General features: G+C 56.4%; 20 protein-coding genes and 1 pseudogene. 6 read left to right on the top strand and 15 right to left on the bottom strand.

Going from position 1 to position 19,221, the window contains the following annotated elements; all coding sequences use genetic code 11:
* Positions 1-34 precede the first annotated feature (34 nt).
* Positions 35-400, bottom strand: a complete 366-nt coding sequence (locus ACED87_RS06290; protein ID WP_449081628.1) for a hypothetical protein — start codon at positions 398-400, stop codon at positions 35-37.
* Positions 401-416: 16 nt separating this feature from the next.
* On the bottom strand, positions 417-746 hold the full coding sequence (locus tag ACED87_RS06285) for a hypothetical protein (RefSeq protein WP_449081626.1): 330 nt from the start codon (positions 744-746) through the stop codon (positions 417-419).
* A gap of 148 nt (positions 747-894) precedes the next feature.
* Between ACED87_RS06285 and ACED87_RS06280 the strand changes: the two genes are divergently transcribed.
* Complete coding sequence (locus ACED87_RS06280) at positions 895-1,872, top strand: siderophore-interacting protein (RefSeq protein ID WP_449081624.1); 978 nt, start codon at positions 895-897, stop codon at positions 1,870-1,872.
* 987 nt (positions 1,873-2,859) lie between these two features.
* Here ACED87_RS06280 and ACED87_RS06275 read toward each other — a convergent pair.
* From ACED87_RS06275 to ACED87_RS06235, 9 genes are all read right to left on the bottom strand, one after another.
* Complete coding sequence (locus tag ACED87_RS06275; protein ID WP_449081622.1) at positions 2,860-3,186, bottom strand: hypothetical protein; 327 nt, start codon at positions 3,184-3,186, stop codon at positions 2,860-2,862.
* Between the two features lie 131 nt (positions 3,187-3,317).
* A complete protein-coding gene (gene rplI, locus ACED87_RS06270; protein WP_449081620.1) occupies positions 3,318-3,767 on the bottom strand; it encodes a 50S ribosomal protein L9 in 450 nt (149 codons plus the stop codon).
* A 22-nt stretch (positions 3,768-3,789) separates the two neighbouring features.
* On the bottom strand, positions 3,790-4,026 hold the full coding sequence (rpsR, locus tag ACED87_RS06265; protein ID WP_004005948.1) for a 30S ribosomal protein S18: 237 nt from the start codon (positions 4,024-4,026) through the stop codon (positions 3,790-3,792).
* A gap of 129 nt (positions 4,027-4,155) precedes the next feature.
* Entirely contained in the window at positions 4,156-4,827 is a 672-nt protein-coding gene (locus ACED87_RS06260; RefSeq protein WP_449081618.1) for a single-stranded DNA-binding protein, read from the bottom strand.
* Between the two features lie 88 nt (positions 4,828-4,915).
* Positions 4,916-5,221 (bottom strand): 30S ribosomal protein S6, encoded by a 306-nt coding sequence (rpsF, locus tag ACED87_RS06255; protein WP_135011322.1) that lies wholly within the window; start codon positions 5,219-5,221, stop codon positions 4,916-4,918.
* 221 nt (positions 5,222-5,442) lie between these two features.
* Positions 5,443-6,717 (bottom strand): hypothetical protein, encoded by a 1,275-nt coding sequence (locus ACED87_RS06250; protein WP_449081615.1) that lies wholly within the window; start codon positions 6,715-6,717, stop codon positions 5,443-5,445.
* 133 nt (positions 6,718-6,850) lie between these two features.
* Positions 6,851-7,747 carry an ABC transporter permease subunit gene (locus ACED87_RS06245; protein WP_449081613.1) on the bottom strand — a complete coding sequence of 299 codons (897 nt, stop codon included), beginning with the start codon at positions 7,745-7,747 and terminating at the stop codon, positions 6,851-6,853.
* A 3-nt stretch (positions 7,748-7,750) separates the two neighbouring features.
* Entirely contained in the window at positions 7,751-8,767 is a 1,017-nt protein-coding gene (locus ACED87_RS06240; protein ID WP_449081611.1) for an ABC transporter ATP-binding protein, read from the bottom strand.
* 135 nt (positions 8,768-8,902) lie between these two features.
* Positions 8,903-10,318 carry a CCA tRNA nucleotidyltransferase gene (locus tag ACED87_RS06235; RefSeq protein ID WP_449089730.1) on the bottom strand — a complete coding sequence of 472 codons (1,416 nt, stop codon included), beginning with the start codon at positions 10,316-10,318 and terminating at the stop codon, positions 8,903-8,905.
* 92 nt (positions 10,319-10,410) lie between these two features.
* Here ACED87_RS06235 and ACED87_RS06230 point away from each other — a divergent pair, with 92 nt between their 5' ends.
* The 5 genes from ACED87_RS06230 to trxA all read left to right on the top strand — a co-directional run bounded on the left by ACED87_RS06230 (position 10,411) and on the right by trxA (position 15,408).
* Positions 10,411-10,914, top strand: a complete 504-nt coding sequence (locus ACED87_RS06230) for an NUDIX hydrolase (protein ID WP_449081607.1) — start codon at positions 10,411-10,413, stop codon at positions 10,912-10,914.
* A 24-nt stretch (positions 10,915-10,938) separates the two neighbouring features.
* Complete coding sequence (gene murJ, locus ACED87_RS06225) at positions 10,939-12,621, top strand: murein biosynthesis integral membrane protein MurJ (protein ID WP_449081606.1); 1,683 nt, start codon at positions 10,939-10,941, stop codon at positions 12,619-12,621.
* Positions 12,622-12,670: 49 nt separating this feature from the next.
* A complete protein-coding gene (locus tag ACED87_RS06220) occupies positions 12,671-13,918 on the top strand; it encodes a serine/threonine protein kinase (protein ID WP_449081604.1) in 1,248 nt (415 codons plus the stop codon).
* 96 nt (positions 13,919-14,014) lie between these two features.
* Entirely contained in the window at positions 14,015-15,052 is a 1,038-nt protein-coding gene (gene trxB / locus ACED87_RS06215) for a thioredoxin-disulfide reductase (protein ID WP_449081602.1), read from the top strand.
* Positions 15,053-15,087: 35 nt separating this feature from the next.
* Positions 15,088-15,408 carry a thioredoxin gene (gene trxA / locus ACED87_RS06210; RefSeq protein ID WP_449081601.1) on the top strand — a complete coding sequence of 107 codons (321 nt, stop codon included), beginning with the start codon at positions 15,088-15,090 and terminating at the stop codon, positions 15,406-15,408.
* A gap of 290 nt (positions 15,409-15,698) precedes the next feature.
* Here the strand turns inward: trxA and ACED87_RS06205 are convergent.
* The 4 genes and pseudogenes from ACED87_RS06205 to ACED87_RS06190 all read right to left on the bottom strand — a co-directional run.
* A pseudogene (locus ACED87_RS06205) lies at positions 15,699-15,812 on the bottom strand (helix-turn-helix domain-containing protein); the annotation flags it as partial.
* A gap of 397 nt (positions 15,813-16,209) precedes the next feature.
* A complete protein-coding gene (locus ACED87_RS06200) occupies positions 16,210-16,533 on the bottom strand; it encodes a hypothetical protein (protein ID WP_449081599.1) in 324 nt (107 codons plus the stop codon).
* 466 nt (positions 16,534-16,999) lie between these two features.
* Positions 17,000-18,109, bottom strand: a complete 1,110-nt coding sequence (locus ACED87_RS06195) for a ParB/RepB/Spo0J family partition protein (protein WP_449081597.1) — start codon at positions 18,107-18,109, stop codon at positions 17,000-17,002.
* Between the two features lie 138 nt (positions 18,110-18,247).
* A complete protein-coding gene (locus ACED87_RS06190; RefSeq protein ID WP_449081653.1) occupies positions 18,248-19,051 on the bottom strand; it encodes a ParA family protein in 804 nt (267 codons plus the stop codon).
* Positions 19,052-19,221: the final 170 nt, after the last annotated feature.

Below are 19,221 nucleotides of genomic sequence, written 5' to 3'. Positions count from 1 at the left end.
CGAGCGCTCCCGGCGATATCGCTTCGCTGTGAGACTAGACGTTGGTGAGGCAGTAGTAGGCGGCAAAGAGGGCATAGAGCAGTACCAGGGTGGGAGCGGTGGCTGCTGCGAAAAGGCGGGGTACGGAGGGGGCGCGGCGTAGGGCTGCGAGGAGGCAGAAGTAGCCGGGGGCCAAGGCCACAATGGCAAGAAGGATATTGGCGCCGAAAGGGTCGTAGCTGAGTTCTACCCAGTCTTTGGCGACAGGCACTCCTAGGAGGCCGAGGGGAACAGCGAGCAGGTGCGCTACGGGGGTCAGGAGGAGGACGACACCGATGATAGTGAGGGTAGTAGCCGCTCCTGTGGGTTGGGGGTCGGTGGTGTGAAAACCGGTGACGTGGGGTTGGGTGCTGTCTGACATTGTGTTCTCCGGGGGGTTAGAAGGTGGCGCTCTGGGCGATAAGTGCCCCTACCCAGAAAATAAGAAGAGCGCTAACTACCAGTGAGATGGGCAGCCATAGGGCGGTGCGCAGCACCTGCCCGGCTTGGCCTCTGTAGACTGCGACCAAACCGAGGATAAGCCCTAGGTTGAAAACAATGATGCCTCCGCCGAAAGTAGCAGGGAGAAGGTTGAATAAAACCCAGGAGGGTTCGGAGTAGGTCAGTCCAGCGATAAAGGCAGCAAGGGCAAGCCCAATTCCACCCCAGATCAGTAGTCCTGCTGCTCGATTGAGGGCGGGAGTGCCGGGGGCAGGGGAAAGAGTCATAACTACCTCCTTTGGTGTCCACAGCGACGGTGATGTGATGGGCTTAACTTTATCTCGGTAGCATGGGTTCTAGCTAGAGTACTTAAGTACTAGAGATTGAGCCGGCCAGTGCCAAGAGGGGCTGGTCGTAGCCAGAGAAAGGACGCCTGTGGGCAGCACAAAGAGCAAGGGCAAGGACGCCAAGGAGCAGCTCAAGAGCCTCAAAGCTGAGGTGAAGTACCTGAAGAAGGGGCAGAAGCAGCTGCTCAAGCGGGTGGAGAAGCTGGAGAAAGCGCTCGCCGCCGGGCAGGGTTCGGCGCTCGCGGCCTCCCCCGTGCAGAGCCCACCCCGGCCCCAAGCTGCCGGGGGCAGCCGGGGCGGGGCGGGAGCGTCCTACCCCCAGCCCATGAAGTCGGGCAAGTACCGGGGCGGCTACACCCACTACCGGGTGACCGAGGTGGGGCAGCTGACACCCACCGTCATGCGGGTGGTTGCCGAACCCGCTGACGGCAAGTGGGTTGAGGCCCAGGGGCTAGCGGGTGAGTACGTCTACCTGGTGACCGGCAAGAAGGGTGAGGTGCTGCCCGCGCCGACCTTCGAGAAAGGCAAGGCGCGATGGAGCCAGCCGACCACCACCGCCAAGTACACGGTCAGGCGCTTTGATGAGCGCACCGGGGCCCTGGAAATTAACATCATGCTGCACGAGCACGGGGCTGGAACCACGTGGGCCCGTACCGTTGCCGTGGGCGATAGCGCGCATTTTCTGGGTGCGAAGTCGGGCTATTCCATCAGCGACGACTACGACTTCTACCTGCTGGCCGGTGACGAGAGTGGCCTGCCCGGTATGGCCCGCTGGATTGAGAGTCTGCCCGCGAGCGCCCGGGGCGCGGCCTTTATTGAGGTGCCCGGGGAGGCGTCGCAGCAGGTGATTGCTACTCCTGAGCATTTTGAGGTGGTCTGGGTGGATTCTGCCCGGCGCGGGGCGCTGGCTGAGGCCGTGATGGCTTACCCCCTGCCGGAGGGGTCGGTGTGTACCTGGTTGGCGGGCGAGTCCGGGTCTATCCATCCCTTACGTATCTGGGCGCGGCGACAGCTGGGCGTGCCCAAGGGGCACGGCTACGCTAAGGGGTATTGGAAGAAGAAGTAGTTTGGGTACAGGGGTGTCATCAAACAAAACAAATTTTTAGGGTAACTCAAACAAAGATTTAGGAGGCTTATTCATAAGGGGTGCCCCGCAGCCAAAAACACCAACCCACACACCAGAAGAAAACACCCGCCCATACAACCCCAACAGCCGCCTGAACCCAGTATGAAGAATCCACCAGGTCTTTACCTGAGCAATCACCAGCTCAACCACCGACCGCACACGATTGAGCACCCGATTATTCATCTTCTGCTCCCGATCCAACCGCTGGCCAGGCCTACGCTTGGTCTTAAGCTCGTATATACCGTCCCTGTGCACAGCCTGGGAATCATGAGGTTCCGAATGAGTAGGCAGGACGCCCACCGGTGGCGCCAACACTTGCGGAAGCCCACCCTTGCCATAGGACATCCGCCGGTGCAGGGCCTCTAGCGGGCCGGGCTTGCCCGCCGCTTCAAGAACCATTACCAGCCACCCGGCGGTGCCAACCAGCAGGAGCACGAAGGCCCCGGCGTCCGCAAAGAGCTCCAGAGCATAAGCCCGCGGGCAACGTCGGGCACCAGCATGCGCGAGCGGGCAGACGCCACCGGGGCTTGCAAGACGGAAGACTGCGAGGGCTGAGCCTGTGGTGGTTGTAGATGAGAGGGCTGGGTGGGGTGCTCCATTGCTACCTTTCGTGTGTGGGTACCTACTTCTACCCTAGAGAAAACGAGTAGGTGGCGCATCCGCCGGGCGGGTGAAAAACGCTTTAAACACCGATGGCGAGACCCCCATACTGGTCTCGCCACCTGTAAAAGAAAATCAGGTTCAGCATTACCCGATTTTCGAAGCACACACATTCGCTTCTTCCAGCCTTTCGAGCTGTTACATCTATATAACCGCACAAGCCTTAGCCTGGGTTCCAAGTTCCCTGGGAGCAAGCTGGGTATTTTGAAGGACGCTGGTGAACGCTACCCGAACAAACAGTCAGATATGCCCACCCCTCATAGCAGCCTACGAGAAATAGCCAATCAGGAAGACCCAAAGAACCGGATTAGCCAGAACAGATAAGACCAAGATAGCGACAAACCACCCTGTATGCCGGGCAAAGCGCAGCAGGCCCACCAGCGCCAAAATGAAGGCCAAGGTAGCTGCTACAACAGAGACAACAATAAACCCCAAGAAAGTCGCTAGAACCGTTGAGGGTGACCCCACGTTCACCACAAAAGCTAATACCAGCATCAGAACCGCCACAGCCTCAGTCACAGCAGCCGCAATCAGAGTCTGGGTGCTCTGTGGGTGGCGGGTACGGGCAGAAGACGTAGATGATTGTAAAGCCATACCCTCTAGCATGCCAGACTCCCCTGTGAAAACCGCACTAGCTGCACACGCAAAAACGCCCCGCTCCCCCACAGAGGGGGCGCGGAGCGTCCTAATGCTGCTAGAACCCTAGCGAATAATCCTCAAGGGAATTACTCGGCTACAACGTCCAGCTCAACGTTGGCTACAACGTCTTCGTGCAGACGCACGGTAACGGTGTAAACGCCGGTGCGCTTGATAGCGGAACCAAGGTTGATTGCGCGCTTATCAATGGAACCTGCACCTGATGCCTCAATAGCATCAGCAACGTGCTCAGCCTTGACGGCGCCGAAGAGACGGCCGTCAGCGCCAGCCTTGTGAGCAACAACAACGGGCTTTGCTGCCAGAGCAGCTGCGGTTGCCTTTGCTTCTTCAAGGTTAGCCTTGGCGCGAGCAGTGCGTGCTGCGCGGATGGACTCAACCTGCTTTTCGCCGCCTACAGTCCAGGTGACTGCGAAGCCGCGGGGCAGCAGGTAGTTACGTGCGTAGCCGTCCTTAACGGTGACGACGTCGCCAGCGGCGCCGAGGCCGGTGACTTCCTGAGTAAGAATGATCTTAGCCATGTTCTTCTACTCTCCTATCGATTTAGCGGCCAGCGCCTGAGTAGGGCAGCAGTGCAACTTCGCGGGCGTTCTTGATTGCCTGAGCGATCTTGCGCTGTTCCTGAACAGTCACGCCGGTGACGCGACGTGCACGGATCTTGCCGCGGTCGGAGATGAACTTACGCAGAAGTGCGACATCCTTGTAGTCGATTACGGTGACGTCAGCAGCCTTCAGGGGGTTCTGCTTGGGTTTGGGCTTACGGATTTCAGCCTTAGCCATCGTGGTGCTCCTTTTTCTGGTGGGAGCCCGCGGGATAAACCGCGGGATGGATGAATATTTGTCTTGTTTCAAAGAAGGACGCCGGGGCGCCCCTTCCCGTCTATTGTGCAGGTGATACCTGCGCGAGGTTTAGAAGGGAGGTTCGTCGTCTGAGCCTGATCCCCAGTCGTAGTTGCCACCGGACTGCTGGCCCCAAGGGTCAGCAGCAGGTGCCTGCTGGGCAGGAGCTGCTTGGGGGGCTGCGGCCGGTGCGGCAGGGGCTGCCTTGTAGCCGCCCTGCTGGGCACCGCCGGTGTTACCACCGAAGTTGCCACCCTGGTTGCCGTAGCCTGCCCCGCCGTTGTAACCACCTTGGTTGCCGGCGTTGAAGCCGCCACCTTGTTGGTTACCGTAGCCGCCACCGAAGTTCTGGTCGCCACCGAAGTTGCCACCTGAGCGCTGGTTGCGGGTTACGTTAGCGGAGGCGAAGCGGAGTGAGGGACCGATTTCTTCGATCTCTAGCTCCATGCTGGTACGGCGTTCGCCTTCTTTGGTTTCATACGAGCGAGACTTCAGACGGCCCTGCGCGATAACGCGCATGCCCTTCTTGAGGGTCTCGGCGACGTTCTCGGCAGCTTCACGCCAGACACTGGCGCGCAGGAAGAGGGTTTCGCCTTCTTTCCATTCGCCTGATGCACGGTCGAAGTTGCGGGGAGTTGAAGCGATCGTGAAGTTAGCTACCGCTGCACCGTTAGGGGTGAAGCGAAGCTCAGGATCGCCGGTCAGGTTACCGATGACGGTAATGACGGTATCGCCAGCCATGTGATGCCTCCAGTCGTAATAAGAGTAAGTATTTGAAGTCTTGCACGGGGGTCTGACATTTTAGTGAACAGGGCCCCGTATCAAACATTTACTTGGAGGAGATCTGCTGATCTTCCGGGCGGATGATCTTGGTGCGCATAACGGATTCGTTCAGGTTCAGAACGCGGTCCAGTTCAGCAGCAGTCTCGGGGGTTGAGGTGAAGTTAACGACGGCGTAGATGCCTTCGGACTTCTTCTGGATTTCGTAAGCGAGCTTACGGCGGCCCCAGATGTCCATGTTGTCAACGGTGCCGTTGTCTTTGGTGACAACTTCGAGGAACTTGGTGAGGGTGGGCTCTACAGCCTTGTCCTCAACCTCGGGGTTGAGGATAACCATCAGTTCGTATGCACGCATGATTAAACCCCTCCTTTGGGCTAAGCGGCTATGGGATTTCCATAGCAGGAGATTACGTACGGTCTGGCCGGTCTCAGGTGTTGGCCAAGCGCCAGCACAGACCTGACCAACTTTACCGCAGGACGGCCGGTTTGGGCAGGGTTTAGAGGTTTAAAGCGGTGTTCTTCACAGCACCAAACAAGAAGAAAAAGCCCATGGTTTCCCGCCTTGAGACACTAGGGCTAGGGTGAGGGTACAAATTTTTGGAGAGTGGAGGTGGAAGATTCTTCTTCTCTGATGGCTTGCTGTACCTGGGCTTCGCTTTCTTCGCTCCCTCCCAAACCTACGTTAATAGTGGCCTGGTTCCCATCTGAGACTACTTCAGCATTGATATAGAAGGGGATGACTTCTCGTTGGGCTTTACCATCGGCAAGATAGGTAACTTCAAAGGTCGCTTGGCGGTAGCGGGAGGCCCGCCAAACTCGCGGGTCAGTGCGGTCTGGCACCAGGTAGAAGGCAGGGCGGTCGGTAAGCTTCCAGACGACGTTGCTGACCGTGGCAGTAGACTCTGAACCATGCAAGGTAGAGGTGGGGCAGCCTGCAACATCCAACCTGCGGGCACTTTCGCAACGCTCTAACCAGGAGGTAATGAAGTTATTAGTTTCGTTCCACATGCGCGGTGAAGGGCGCACCTGAAGGGTAAGTTCTTGGTGGTTATCTGCTGAGCCAGGCAAGGGTGCAGTGACTGTGTGGTCAGTATGGCTCAGGGTGTAGTAGGAGCTAGCTGGCAGAGTGAAATTATAGGTGCCAGGCAAGGTAGGAATAATCCACTGATAACCAGCTTCAGTTTCAGTACGGCGAGTCACCGGCAAGCTCAGAGACTGGTCGTTAACCTGCACCCCGGCAAGGGCAACAGGTGCGGTAAGAGTCAGATAAGACTGGGCGGGGGTAGCTAGATCCCAGGTGTCATTAAAGGGCCCGGTTCGATGCACCTTGCTCAAGGGCAGGATCATCTCGTGGTCTTGACCGTCGATAGTAGCAAGGACGCTGGCGTGAGCTTGACCGTCTGGCCCTTCAGTTGCGCCCGTAACCGTATATTTTTCTACCCGCCCTGGGGCTGAGCGGTAAATGGAGTTAGTCAGATAGGTGTAATCAAAGTTGCTGTAGGCGTCACTGTCGATACCTGCAACATAGTCCCCTCTTTCTAAAGCACTCATATAGTGCTCCACACTGCCTTCCGGGGTGCGCGTCAAGGAAAAATAGTTACCTACAGCAGCTACCAGCATTGCTAAAAAGGTAACGAAGAGGGTAGTCAGAATCAGGCGGACGCGCACAATCTGCACGTCCTTACGGGTGAGGATGCCAGCGGCCCGGCCAGGAATCCGGTTAATGCGCTCAATGGAGGTGGTGACGGTTTGACGCACAGCATCGGGTTTAGTCTGTGCAACAGCACGGGCCAGCCACGTATTGCTAGCACGGATTAGTCGTCTTTCACCATCATGTTTACGCTCAACCATGGTTCTAGTTTACGAGCTAAGGGGTGCAATGAGGCGCAGGAGGTGGGGTTAGCCAATCTATGAGACAGATAGATAAAGGGCCGGGCACCCCTTCGAGTGACCGGCCCATAGCTTATGTAAAGGCTAGTTAGTTTTAGCCGCGGGTATCAGTAAAAGCGAAGCGCAGGTAACCCAGCAGGGCAGGGACTGCACCCCACAGGGCGAACCAGGAGCCAGCCTCAAGATAGCTAATCTCAGCATCAGGGGTCAGATCATAGGTGAGAATGATGCGCCCCAGGGCTGAGGGCAGGTAGTTGTAGGCATCTGCTACCCACTCGAACTGGCCCATGAAAATCGCGGCAATAATAGGCAAGATGAAGAGGAGGAAGACCACCATGACAATACCGCCAGCATTATTGCGGAAGAGGGCACCGAAGCCGTAGCCCATCCAGACCATGAACATGAAGTAGAGACCTACCGCCACCCAGTTCAGCAGTAGCCCATCGGTAAAGGGTAAGGAATCCTGCAGAGTAGAGTTCAGCACAGGGTAACCGACCGCATAGGCTAGGGCAGCAAGAATGAAGCCGATGACAAAACCGTAGATACTCAAGACCACAAGCTTGGCCAGGTAGAGGGATGCACGGCGGGGAACAGCGGTCAGGCTCGTCTGTATAGACCGGGTGGCATATTCAGAACCAATGAAGACCGCCGCTACAGCAGCAATCAGCATATTAGCCAAATCAACACCAGAGCCTCCCATCGCGTAGGCCAGGCTAGTAAGAGACTCAACCCCAGCATTAGTCTGAGCCATACCCTCAGAGGCTTGAGCCATCACCTCAGGGCTATCAGCCATAGAGTTCAGCATCAGGGCATAGAGCGGGGCCATGCCCAGCATGACCAGAGCCAGCACCAGGGTCATCACCCAGTTGGTGGTCAAGGTGCGGAACTTCAGAAATTCAGAACGTAGCACGCCCCAGAAGGTCAGCTTACGTTCAGCAAAACGAGAATGGTTGGCCTGCGCGGACGCGACAGAAACAGGTGCGGTAGTCATAAGTTAGTTCTCCTGTGCTGAAGTTGAGGACCAAGGGGTTTCTGAGTCTGAGGCATCTGCCTGAGCCGGGGTGCTATCTGAGGTGCTTGCACCAAGGTTCTGCTGAGGGGTAGCAAAGCTAGCCGAAGTGTATTCCACATCGTCGCGGGTCATATTCATATAGACCTGCTCCAGGGTAGATTTTTGCGGGGTCAGCTCATGCACAAGCACACCGGCCGCCTGCGCCAGGCGGGCTAGGCCGCGGGCGTCCGCATGTTCGACCATCAGCCCATCTGTTTCAAGAGCAGTGACAGTGTGACCGGCTTCCTTCAGAATCGGAGCCAAAACATCACGGGCGTCGGTACGCACCAGCACCTTATTCTCATCACCAATTTTCAAGAACTCTTCCATGGAGCAATTAGCCAGTAAACGCCCACGACCAATCACGATAAGGTCATCTGCGGTCTGAGACATCTCGCTCATCAGGTGGGAGGAAATCAGCACAGCACGCCCCTCTGAAGCCAGGTAACGAGCTAGATTACGCACCCAGATAACACCCTCAGGGTCAAGACCGTTCACAGGCTCATCAAGAATGACGTTCTGAGGGTCACCCAGCAAGGCCGCAGCAATACCCATACGCTGGCCCATGCCCAAGGAGAAGCCCTTAACCTTCTTCTTCGACACCGCAGCCAGACCGGTCATCTCAATGACCTCATCAACACGAGATTTAGGGATACCGTGGGTCAGCGCCAGCGAGCGCAGGTGGGCTACCCCATTACGCCCGGGGTGCATGGCTTTAGCATCAAGGAGGGTACCAACGGAAGTTAGCGGGCTCTTGAGGCAGCGGTAGGGCTGCCCATCGACCAGGGCGCTGCCCTTGGAGGGGTTTTCTAGGCCTACTAGCATGCGCATGGTGGTGGATTTGCCGGCACCGTTGGGCCCAAGGAAGCCGGTTACCTTGCCGTTGGGTACGGTGAAGCTGATGTCGTTGACGGCTATTTTGGGGCCGTAGTTTTTGGTGAGGTTTCTGACCTCGAGCATGAGTCTCCCCTTGTTGTGTGACGCTATCGTTATTTAACACTAGGGGGTTAGGCTAATAAAATCATCAGCCTGCGGAATGAGTTTTCGCCATTCCCCGGTATGAGAACTCAGCGAGAGGGGCGGTTACTGGCCTGGCTAGGCCAGGTTGTCTTTGCCCCATTCCAGTAGGCGGGCAGTGGCTTCGTCCTTACCTAGGGCACCTTCGTCTAGGCGCAGGTTGAGCAGGAACTTGTAGGCTTGGCCTACCTGGGGGCCAGGCTTAATGCCGAGAATCTGCATGATTTCTTCGCCGTCCAAATCGGGGCGGATAGAGTTGAGTTCTTCTTGCTCAGCAAGTTCGTCGATACGGCGTTCTAGATCATCGTAGGCGGAGGCGATGCGGTTGGCTTTGCGCCTGTTGCGGGTGGTGACGTCCGCCCGGGTGAGCCGGTGCAGGCGCTCTAGCAGGGCCCCAGCATCGCGAACGTAGCGGCGCACAGCCGAATCTGACCAGCCGGCGTCCCCGTAGCCGTAGAAGCGCATGTGCAGTTCTACCAGGCGGGCAACAGCCTTGATGGTGTCATTATCGAAGCGCAGTTCGCGCATACGTTTCTTGGTCAGCTTAGCCCCCACCACATCGTGGTGCAGGAAGCTCACTGACCCGTTGCTCTCAAATTTGCGGGTGGCAGGCTTGCCAATATCGTGCATAAGCGCAGCAAAGCGCAGGATGAAGTCGGGGCCGGGCACAGGGCCGTCCGCGCCGGTTTCTAAGGCGGCCGCCTGCTCCATAACGGTCAGGGAGTGCTGGTAGACGTCCTTATGGTGGTGGTGCTCATCGACTTCCAGTTTCAGGGCCGGAATCTCAGGGAGAACAAAGGACGCTAGCCCCGACTCCACCAGCAAGTCAACACCGCGGCGCGGTGCCTTGCCGCAGATCAGTTTGACCAGTTCATCGCGTACACGCTCAGCCGAAATAATCTGGATACGGTCGGCCATATCGACCATGGCCTCAAAAACCTCGGGGGCCAGGTCAATATCTAGACGTGAGGCGAAACGGGCAGCGCGCATCATGCGCAGCGGGTCGTCAGAAAAGGAGGCCTGCGGGGTGCCAGGTGTGCAGATAAGGCCCCGTCGGAGGTCTTCTTGCCCACCGAAGGGGTCAACCAGTTCCAGGGAGGGCAGGCGCAGGGCCATAGAGTTAATGGTGAAGTCGCGGCGGAAGAGGTCTTCCTTCAAATCTGTGCCGAAGGCAACGACCGGTTTACGAGAATCAGGGTCATATTTTTCAGCGCGGTAGGTGGTAATCTCAACCATCTCATTACCCTTACGGATACCGATGGTGCCGTATTCCTTACCGATTTCCCAGGTAGCGTCAGCCCAGCCTTCCACTACGGTCAAGGTTTCATCGGGGCTGGCGTTGGTGGTGAAGTCTAAATCTACCGAGGTCTGCCCCAAAAATAGGTCGCGGACAGGCCCGCCGACTAGGGCCAGTTCAAAGCCCGCGCGGGCAAAGAGCTCGCCGGCCTCAAGTGCTACCGGGTGAATAAGGGAAGTATCAAAAACATGCGCCATAACCCTTCAATCGTGCCAGCAAACCGCACAAGTTACCACTTACACCCTCAACTTTTAAAACATCACCCCTTTCTATCGGTTAAGGTAGAGACATGACTTTTCCTATTCCCCGGGCACCCAAGAGGCGGGCTTTCATGCCCGTTGCTGCCATGCCCACGGTTGAGGAGGTCTCTGCAGGCGGCGTCATCGTCAACTTTGACGACCGCAACCTGCCTGTTGCCATCATCGCCCGCGTCAACCGCGGCGGACGTCTAGAGTGGTGCCTGCCCAAGGGTCACCCCGAAGGGGAGGAAACCAGGGCGGTAGCGGCGGCCCGCGAAATTGAAGAAGAAACCGGTATCTCTGGTGATGTGATTACTTCGCTGGGGTCCATCGACTACTGGTTCAATGTGCCAGGGCACCGCGTCCATAAGACGGTTCACCATTTCTTGTTCTCTGCAACCGGTGGTGAGCTGACCACAGAGAACGACCCCGACCATGAGGCGGTAGATGTCGCCTGGGTCAACATTGATGATTTGGGGCGCAAACTCTCATTCCCCAACGAGCGGCGCATCGCTGAGATTGCCCGTGAGTACATCATTCACCAGCTCTCCTAGCTGACTGAGTAGATAAGGATTCCCGTGGCACGTTCCGGTGCTTTATCCAGCGCAATTATGGCCGCTGGTACGCTCGTTTCGAGGGTTCTCGGCTTCGTTAAAACCTTCCTCATTACTGTTGCTCTCGGTGCTACTGCCACCGTGGGCGACATTTTTGAAACCGCCAACACCCTCCCCAACCTGATTTACGTGCTAGTAGCTGGCGGTATTTTTAATGCCGTGCTGGTACCGCAAATCATTAAGGCAGCCAAGCACGATGACGGCGGCTCCGACTACGTCTCGCGCCTAGTGACACTAGCAGTCAGCGGCATCGCCGCAATTACCGCCCTGGTTTTGCTCTTCTCTTGGCCCATTATTGCCATCATGGGTAGCAAATGGACGCCAGAGCAGCAGCACTTCGGCTGGATTTTTGCCCTCTGGTGCCTACCCCAGATTTTCTTCTACGGCCTCTACACGATACTGGGGCAGGTGCTCAACGCCAGGGGTGCCTTCGGCTGGTACATGTGGGCACCTGTGCTCAACAACATCGTAGCCATTGCCGCCCTCATAGGCTTCATCTTTTACTTTGGCCCGCAGGACGTCACCACCAACCCGCCCTTCCACAATCTAGAGAGCTGGACCTCCACCCAGACCCTGGTGCTCGCCGGTTCAGCAACCCTGGGTGTGGCCCTGCAAGCCCTCATTCTCTTTATCCCCTTGCGAAAAGTGGGCCTCAAGCTCAAGCCCCTCTTCGGCTGGCGCGGCATCGGCCTGAGCACCGCAGCTAACCTGGCAGGGTGGACCCTAGCTACCGGCATCATCTCCAATTTGGCCTTCCTCTACCTGACTAAAATAGCTGCCGACGTGGTGGGCTCCCGCGAAGATTTCCTAGCTCTAGGGCAACAGATTCCCGGTGTGCAGGCCCTGAACTATTCCTCCATGCTCTACTCCCTACCCCACGGCGTCATTGGCTTATCCATTGCAACGGTACTTTTCAACCGTATGTCAGCTGCCTCCCAGGGGAATGACCAGGCCTCAGTAGCCGCCACGCTCTCATCTGGCCTGCGCACCGCCTCCATCGCCACCATCTTCTGCACTGTAGCCCTGATTGTCTTCGCCGGGCCCATCGGCATGATTTTCGGTGGTGGCTCCCAACAAGCAGGTGCCGTCATCGGCCAAACTATCACCCTCATCGCCCTCGGCGGCCCCTTCCTCACCATCGCCTTCATGATGGGCCGCGTCTTCTACTCCCAAGAGGACGCCAAAACCCCCTTCTACATTCAGCTCATCTCAGCGGTGCTCATCCTCATCATGGGCTTCATCGCCTCACGTTTAGCACCCCAGTACATCATCTACGGTCTAGCCCTCACCTATGCCCTCCAGAACGTGCTAGCGGTCTACCTGAGCCACCGCGTCCTCACCCGCCGCCTAGGCGACTACGGGGTACGCGAACTTGTTTCTACCCACGCCCGTGTATCTTTTGCCTCCATGAGTGCAGGGCTAGCCGGTGCCGCCGCTCTCTACCTACTAGGTGGCTACACCTTCGACGGCTTCGCCTGGGCCTCACGTAGCAGCGCCTTCATCACCGTAGCCGTCGGCGGTGTGGTCATGGCAATCGCCTACTACGCCATGCTCATGATGTTAAATGTGCGTGAGCTTGACACCCTCATGAACCCAATACTGGCCAAAATCGGAATACGCCGCCACATCGCCCGCCACAGAGGGTAAACTCAGTAACCTAACTAATCACTCACCCATTCGCCACGGGAGGCCCCACTTGACACAGCAGATTCCCCTCAACACCCTGCTGGGAGATCGCTATAAAGTCACCGCACACCTGCTCGACACAGCCAGCGGCAATACCGTGCTCGACGGCCTCGATACAGTGCTTGGCCGCAAGGTCTCCATCATCGTCGCCGCACCCGACCAAAGCCGCCTACTAGTCACCAACGCCCGCAACTCCAGCGCACTCTCACGCTCCGCGGTACAGGTACTCGACCTAGGCAACCACAGCGAGCGCACCTACCTGGTGACCTCCCACTCCCGCCCCGAGCACCTGCTCAATGTTCTACTGACCGAAAGCGGGGCCAACTCTACCGAAGAGTTTGGCGAAGAAATCTTTGGTGACACCGGCTCTATGACAGCCCCCAACAGGTACGTAGTAGCCAAGGGCACCCCTGCCAGTGAGAGCACCCGCGCCATGGCAGGTGCAACAGCAGGCGCAGCAGCTATCTCTGCAACCCGCACCCCCTCCCCCACAGAAGAAGCCGCCAACGAGTTCGAAGAATACGATGCCGAAGAAGAAGGCTACTACGAAGGCGGTGAGCCTACCGAACGTAACGGCGGCATGTGGGTGGTTGGTATCGCAGCAGCCCTCCTACTGGTCATCGGTGCCGGGGCGGTCTTTGCCACCCTCGGCGGCATGGTGGACTCCGATGCTTCTCAAGAAGTTCTGGACGCTAACGGCACAGCCATAGCCACCACAACAGCTAATGCACCTGCACGCACCTCAGCTAAGGCGTCCGCCTCCCCCACGCCCAGCGAGACCACCCTGCCTGCCCCCAAGATTGATGGCACTTTCACCCGCACCGTGCCCTCATCTGCCAACCTTATGGCAGAAAGTGATGCCACACTGGGGCACCTAACAGATGGCAACCCTGCCACAACCTGGATGTCCCTAGCTTTCGGTTCGGCTAACTTTGGTGGGCTCACCGACTCCTTCTACCTCTCAGCCAAGCTCGATGAGGCCACCACAGTCAACAGCATCACCATTAACCAAATCTCCGGTGTAGGGGGCGCTTTTACTATCTACGCTAATGACTCGGCCTCTCTTGAAAGTGCCACCGAAGTTGGTTCTGGCACTTTTGCTGCCCCTGGTGAGACCACCGTAGAGCTCAATAGGGACGCCCAGGACGGCAAGACCGAGTACATCATTGTGCAGTTCACCAGCGCACCTCAGCTCAGCCAGCCCATCGTACCCGGCTACACCTACGGCCTGCGCCTGGCAGAAATTTCCGTCAAATAACAGCACATCTACCGCCGGCGGGTGGGTTGGGAATAAAGCCCACCTGCCCGCCGTTTCTTTCCATAGCGCACTACCCCACCGTCATCAAGGAGAACAATGACTACCAACGCACTTGGCGGCCTCTTCGGCAACGCCGCTACCAGCCTCAACCTGGCAGGCGCAGCTACCAGTGAAACCGCATCCGCCGCTTCTACCCAAGACGGCGAGCAGACCGTTCACAAGGTCATCATCGTTGGCTCAGGCCCCGCAGGCTACACCGCCGCCATCTACACTGCCCGCGCCAACCTCAACCCCCTACTCTTTGCCTCATCTATCTCCCCCGGCGGCGATCTGATGACCACCACCGAAGTTGAGAACTTCCCAGGCTTTATCAACGGCATTCAAGGCCCTGAACTCATGACCAACATCGGCGCCCAGGCTGAGCGTTTCGGTGCAGATATTCGCTATGAGGACGTCGCCAGCCTTGAGCTTGAGGGCGACATTAAGAAGGTTATTCTGACTGACGGCTCAGTTCACCTGGCGCAGACCGTCATTATTTCCACCGGATCGGAGTACCGCAAGCTGGGTGTGGACGGCGAATCTCGCCTCTCTGGCCACGGCGTCTCCTGGTGCGCCACCTGCGACGGCTTCTTCTTCAAGGAGAAGGAACTGGCCGTTATTGGTGGCGGCGACTCAGCCCTCGAAGAAGCCCTCTTCTTGACCGCCTTTGCCTCTAAGGTCTACCTGGTGCACCGCCGTGATTCCTTCCGTGCCTCAGAGATCATGGCCCAGCGTGCCTTAGCCCACGAGAAAATTGAGGTTATCTGGGATTCAGTCGTCAAGACTATCGACGGGGAAGAGAAAGTCTCTGGCCTGACCCTATCGAATATTAAGAGCGGGGAGGAAACTTCACTGAGCGTTGAAGGTGTCTTTATCGCTATCGGCTCTGACCCCCGCACGTCCTTGGTGCAGGGGCAGCTAGACCTTACTGAGGCTGGCACTATCGCTGTAGAGGGCCGGTCCTCACGCACCTCTATTCCCGGCGTTTTTGCCGCAGGCGACGTCATCGACCCCACCTATCGTCAGGCCATCACAGCGGCCGGTTCAGGCTGCGTTGCGGCTCTGGATGCCCAGCACTACCTTGAGGCCCTCTAGGTTCTCTCACCCCTATCTACGAAAGGTTATTTACCATGGCACAGCAGGTTACTGACGCTACTTTTAGCGACGAGGTTCTTAAGTCAGATAAGCCCGTCATTGTCGATTTCTGGGCTGAATGGTGCGGCCCTTGCCGCATGGTTGGCCCCGTCATCGACCAGCTCAGTGAAGAGTACGGCGATAAGGTCAAGGTACTCAAGCTCGATGTTGAGAACAACCCCGCCACCGCAATGAAGTACGGCATCACTTCTATCCCCGCCATCTACGTCTTCAAGGACGGTGAGGTTGCCAAGCAGACCGTCGGCGCTAAGCCCAAGGCTGCCTTGGAGCAGGAGTTTGCAGAATTTCTTAAATAGGCCTTACCTTCCACCGGGAGCCTCTAGCCTGCCGATATTTTCTCTCGACACCCATACACGGCACTATTCATTAGGCACTCACAAGCCCCTCAGCTTCTTCTGAGGGGCTTGTTAACGCCCTCAGAAGGTTGCTAGAAGAACAAAAGATAAAATCAGAATGTTTCACGTGAAACCCAGCAGATTTATTCTAGGGAAAGCAGCTAGGGGGCGAGATGCGCATGATAGGAGAAAACGCATAAGCCGTGTTGCGTCATCACGAGTAAAGAGAGTATCAAGTGCTTGATTGAACTCTAGTTGAGGTCGGATCCCTGGGTTAGGGCTATTTCGCGTAAGGTCGCGGGAGTAGGCTCTGTTTTTCCTTGGGTGATACGGAGCAAAGTTGAGCGAGCTATACCAGCTTTTCGAGCTGTTTGGGTAGGCTGCCCAAAAGACTAGATCCCCCTAATAAAAGCACCAGCGGTGTCAACAGGGTCGATAAAGGTGGGTAAATTTTAACGCCCCCTAGGGAAAGAATCCCAAGTGCAGGCATATCCCAACGGAATAAGAGAAACTCCGGCATCGCCATAGATTAATTCTAGATTTGTTGGGCACGAAGTAAACATACGAGAAAAAACAAATACTTCAATAAAGGCAACAAATACCCACAAAGAGAGAGCCATAAAAAAAATAATTTTTTATACATATCTTCAACCTCCACACATGATATATATTCATCAAAGGGTGACTTATAAACGGGTGATGTTTCGCATGAAACGGTAAAAAACTCGAAATTTATACCAATTCAACCTTGAAGAGGCGCTTTTAAGATTCTAGAGGGTCTTTGTCGGGGCCATAAATCGACGAGCTCTCCCGATTACTTTTCTGAGGTGCTTCAGATCTGACTGACCGCCCGGGGGTAAAAGAAGAACCATTTAATTCTATAGGCTGGGCTAAACTATCACCCAACGTCGATTTATCAACGGAACATGTATCACCTTTACTAGCGACAGGTTTATTTTTAGATTTTCCAGCTTTAGATTTTTCTTTAATAATCACACGACGCACAATGACGACAAAGGCAAGGAACATCAACCCGTAAATAATGAAACCGCCAAACCAGGAAATAAGTTCATAGAAAAAATTCATTATTATCACCTCCTTGGGATACCCTCATCCTACAACATATGACATTCACCCCACACCCCTTCAGCTCCACTTCCCGCCCCTCTTGCACAGCACTCACAATAGGTTAGAGAAATCAGAGCATCCCATGAGATAAGGACCAGATGAGTTCCGATTGCACGCATACACATCAAGGAATTCAGGAGGATTTTGGCCCATGCCGCAAAAAGTGGAGCTCCAGAAGCCGCCCTCAGCGCCTAACTCAACACATTCCTAGTTCCATACAGGGGGAGCCCCTGTAAGGCCTACAGGGGGCCATATAGAGGTTTTCACCATCTCCAAGGCCTCATAAAACCAAAAAACAGGCCCCGGAGTAGTACCTCATGGCATGTTTCACGTGAAACATAGAGAAGCGGCACCTGCACTTCTGGCAGATACCGCTTCTACATTTCAGGGGTAGAAATAGCACCCCTACCCCTATTAGGCTCCCCTATTTTCTCTTGAGCTGAGGGTCAATCAGATCCAGGATGCGGTTGAGGTCTTCCACCGAGGCGAACTCAATAGTCATCTTACCCTTACGTGCCCCCAGATTAATGGTGACATTAGTATCCAGTTTGTCAGCCAAAGCATCGGCCAGATAATCCAGCCGCTCAGTATGACCCTGAACCTTTGTGGTTTTCTTAGCTCGCTCAGCATCAGAAGTAGAGCCTGCTGCTACGAGTTCTTCCACCGCTCGAACAGAGAGCCCCTCGTTGACAACTTTCTGAGCCAGAGTCTCAATATCAGCGGCCTTCTTCAAGCCCAGCAGGGCGCGGGCATGCCCGGAAGAAATAGTACCGGCGGCAACGCGGCGCTGCACCAGGGCCGGCAGCTTCAGCAGACGAATAGTGTTGGAAATTTGGGGGCGAGAACGTCCAATGCGCTGGGCTAGCTGTTCCTGGGTAGTTCCAAACTCTTCGAGAAGCTGCTGGTAGGCGGCCGCTTCTTCAATAGGGTTGAGCTGCGACCGGTGCAGATTCTCCAAGAGAGCGTCCCGGAGTAGGTCTTCGTCCTGGGTTTCACGGATAATTGCCGGGATGGTGGTCAGCCCAGCTCGTTGGGTGGCACGCCAGCGGCGCTCGCCCATAATGAGCTCGTATTTTTCGGCACCGCTCTCCCGGCTGGGGCGCACGACAATCGGCTGTAGCACACCGATTTCTTTGATGGAGTGCACCAGCTCCTGCATATCCTGTTCATCAAAATCTGTGCGGGGCTGCTTGCGGTTAGGGTGAATATCGGTGACGTTCAGGGTGGCAAAGTCTGCGCCGGGCACCGGCACAAGGTTCTCGCCTGCCCCAGCGGTTTCGTCACCAAAGAAGAAATCGACAGGACGCCGGGAAGGAGTGGTGGTGCGTAGGGCAGCTCCCATATCTGCCCGCTTCTTCTTTGATGTTTCACGTGAAACACTCTTCTGAGAAGGAGTGGGAATGTCTGCGCCCAAGCCTAGGTCTAGCTGTTCGGTAGCCACCGGCTCAGCTTTTTTCTCTTCTACTGGGGGCTTGGCGCTCTCTGGGATGAGGGCGCCCAGGCCACGCCCTAGACCGCGTTTCTTCTCTGCCATATTGACCTCCGTGCTCAAAAGTTTTCCTCACCCAAGTCTAGTGGAGTGAGCCCCCCAGCAAAGACCAACGGCGACCTGGGATGACAGAGGGCGCCGTTGATCCTTAATTTTATGGGTGAAACATATCGTATAGGGTGTTTATGCTTTCTTTGCCATTTCTACGGCAGCTTTCAGATAGGCTACAGCACCAGGTGAGGCTGGGTCGTAGCTCATGACGGTTTGCTGGTAGCTGGGAGCTTCAGAGATACGCACGGAGCGGGGAATAGCGGTTTCAAGTACCTGTTCAGGGAAGTGTTCTCGCACTTCGTCGGCGACCTGGGATGAGAGGTTGGTGCGGCCGTCATACATGGTGAGCAGGATGGTGCTGATGTGTAGTTCAGAGTTGAGGTGCTTTTGAATCATGCCAATGTTTTTGAGTAGTTGGCTGAGCCCTTCTAGTGCGTAGTATTCGCATTGAATAGGGATGAGCACCTCGCGGGCTGCGCAGAAGGCGTTGATAGTGAGCAGGCCCAAGGAGGGCGGGCAGTCGATAAAGATATAGTCTAGGCGGGGCAGCCCGGCTGCTTCTCGGGCGGCGGCGTAATCAGATAAGGCGGTTTTTAAGCGGGTTTCGCGGGCGACCATGGAGACCAGCTCGATTTCGGCTCCTGCCAGGTCGATGTTGGCCGGGGCGCACCAGAGGTTTTCAATATCGGGGCAGGGTTGCACAATATCTGCCAGGGGTTTGTCGTCTATTAGCACATCGTAGGTGGAGGGTACTTCTACCCCGTGTTCTATGCCCAGCGCGGTTGAGGCATTACCCTGGGGGTCGTTATCGACGACCAGTACATTCATACCTTTGAGGGCGAGCGCTGCTGCGATGTTCACGGCGGTTGAGGTTTTGCCAACCCCGCCTTTCTGGTTGGAGATTGTGAAGATGCGAGTTTCTTGGGGGCGGTTCAGTGTCTCACCGGTGAGCTTTTCGAACTGTTGTTTTGCCGATTGAGCCTGTTGGGTGATGGGGCTGGTCTGGGCGGAGATAAGGTCAGTGCGCTCCAGTTTTTCACGTGTTTCACGTGAAACATGTGAGCCGCGGTCGGGCTTGGCGGGGACGTTCTGGGGTTCAGGCGGTA

This window comes from Rothia sp. 32237D007AR, from assembly GCF_053544675.1.
Note: the sequence above shows the minus strand (reverse complement) of the source record. Positions and strands in the feature narration are given on the sequence as shown.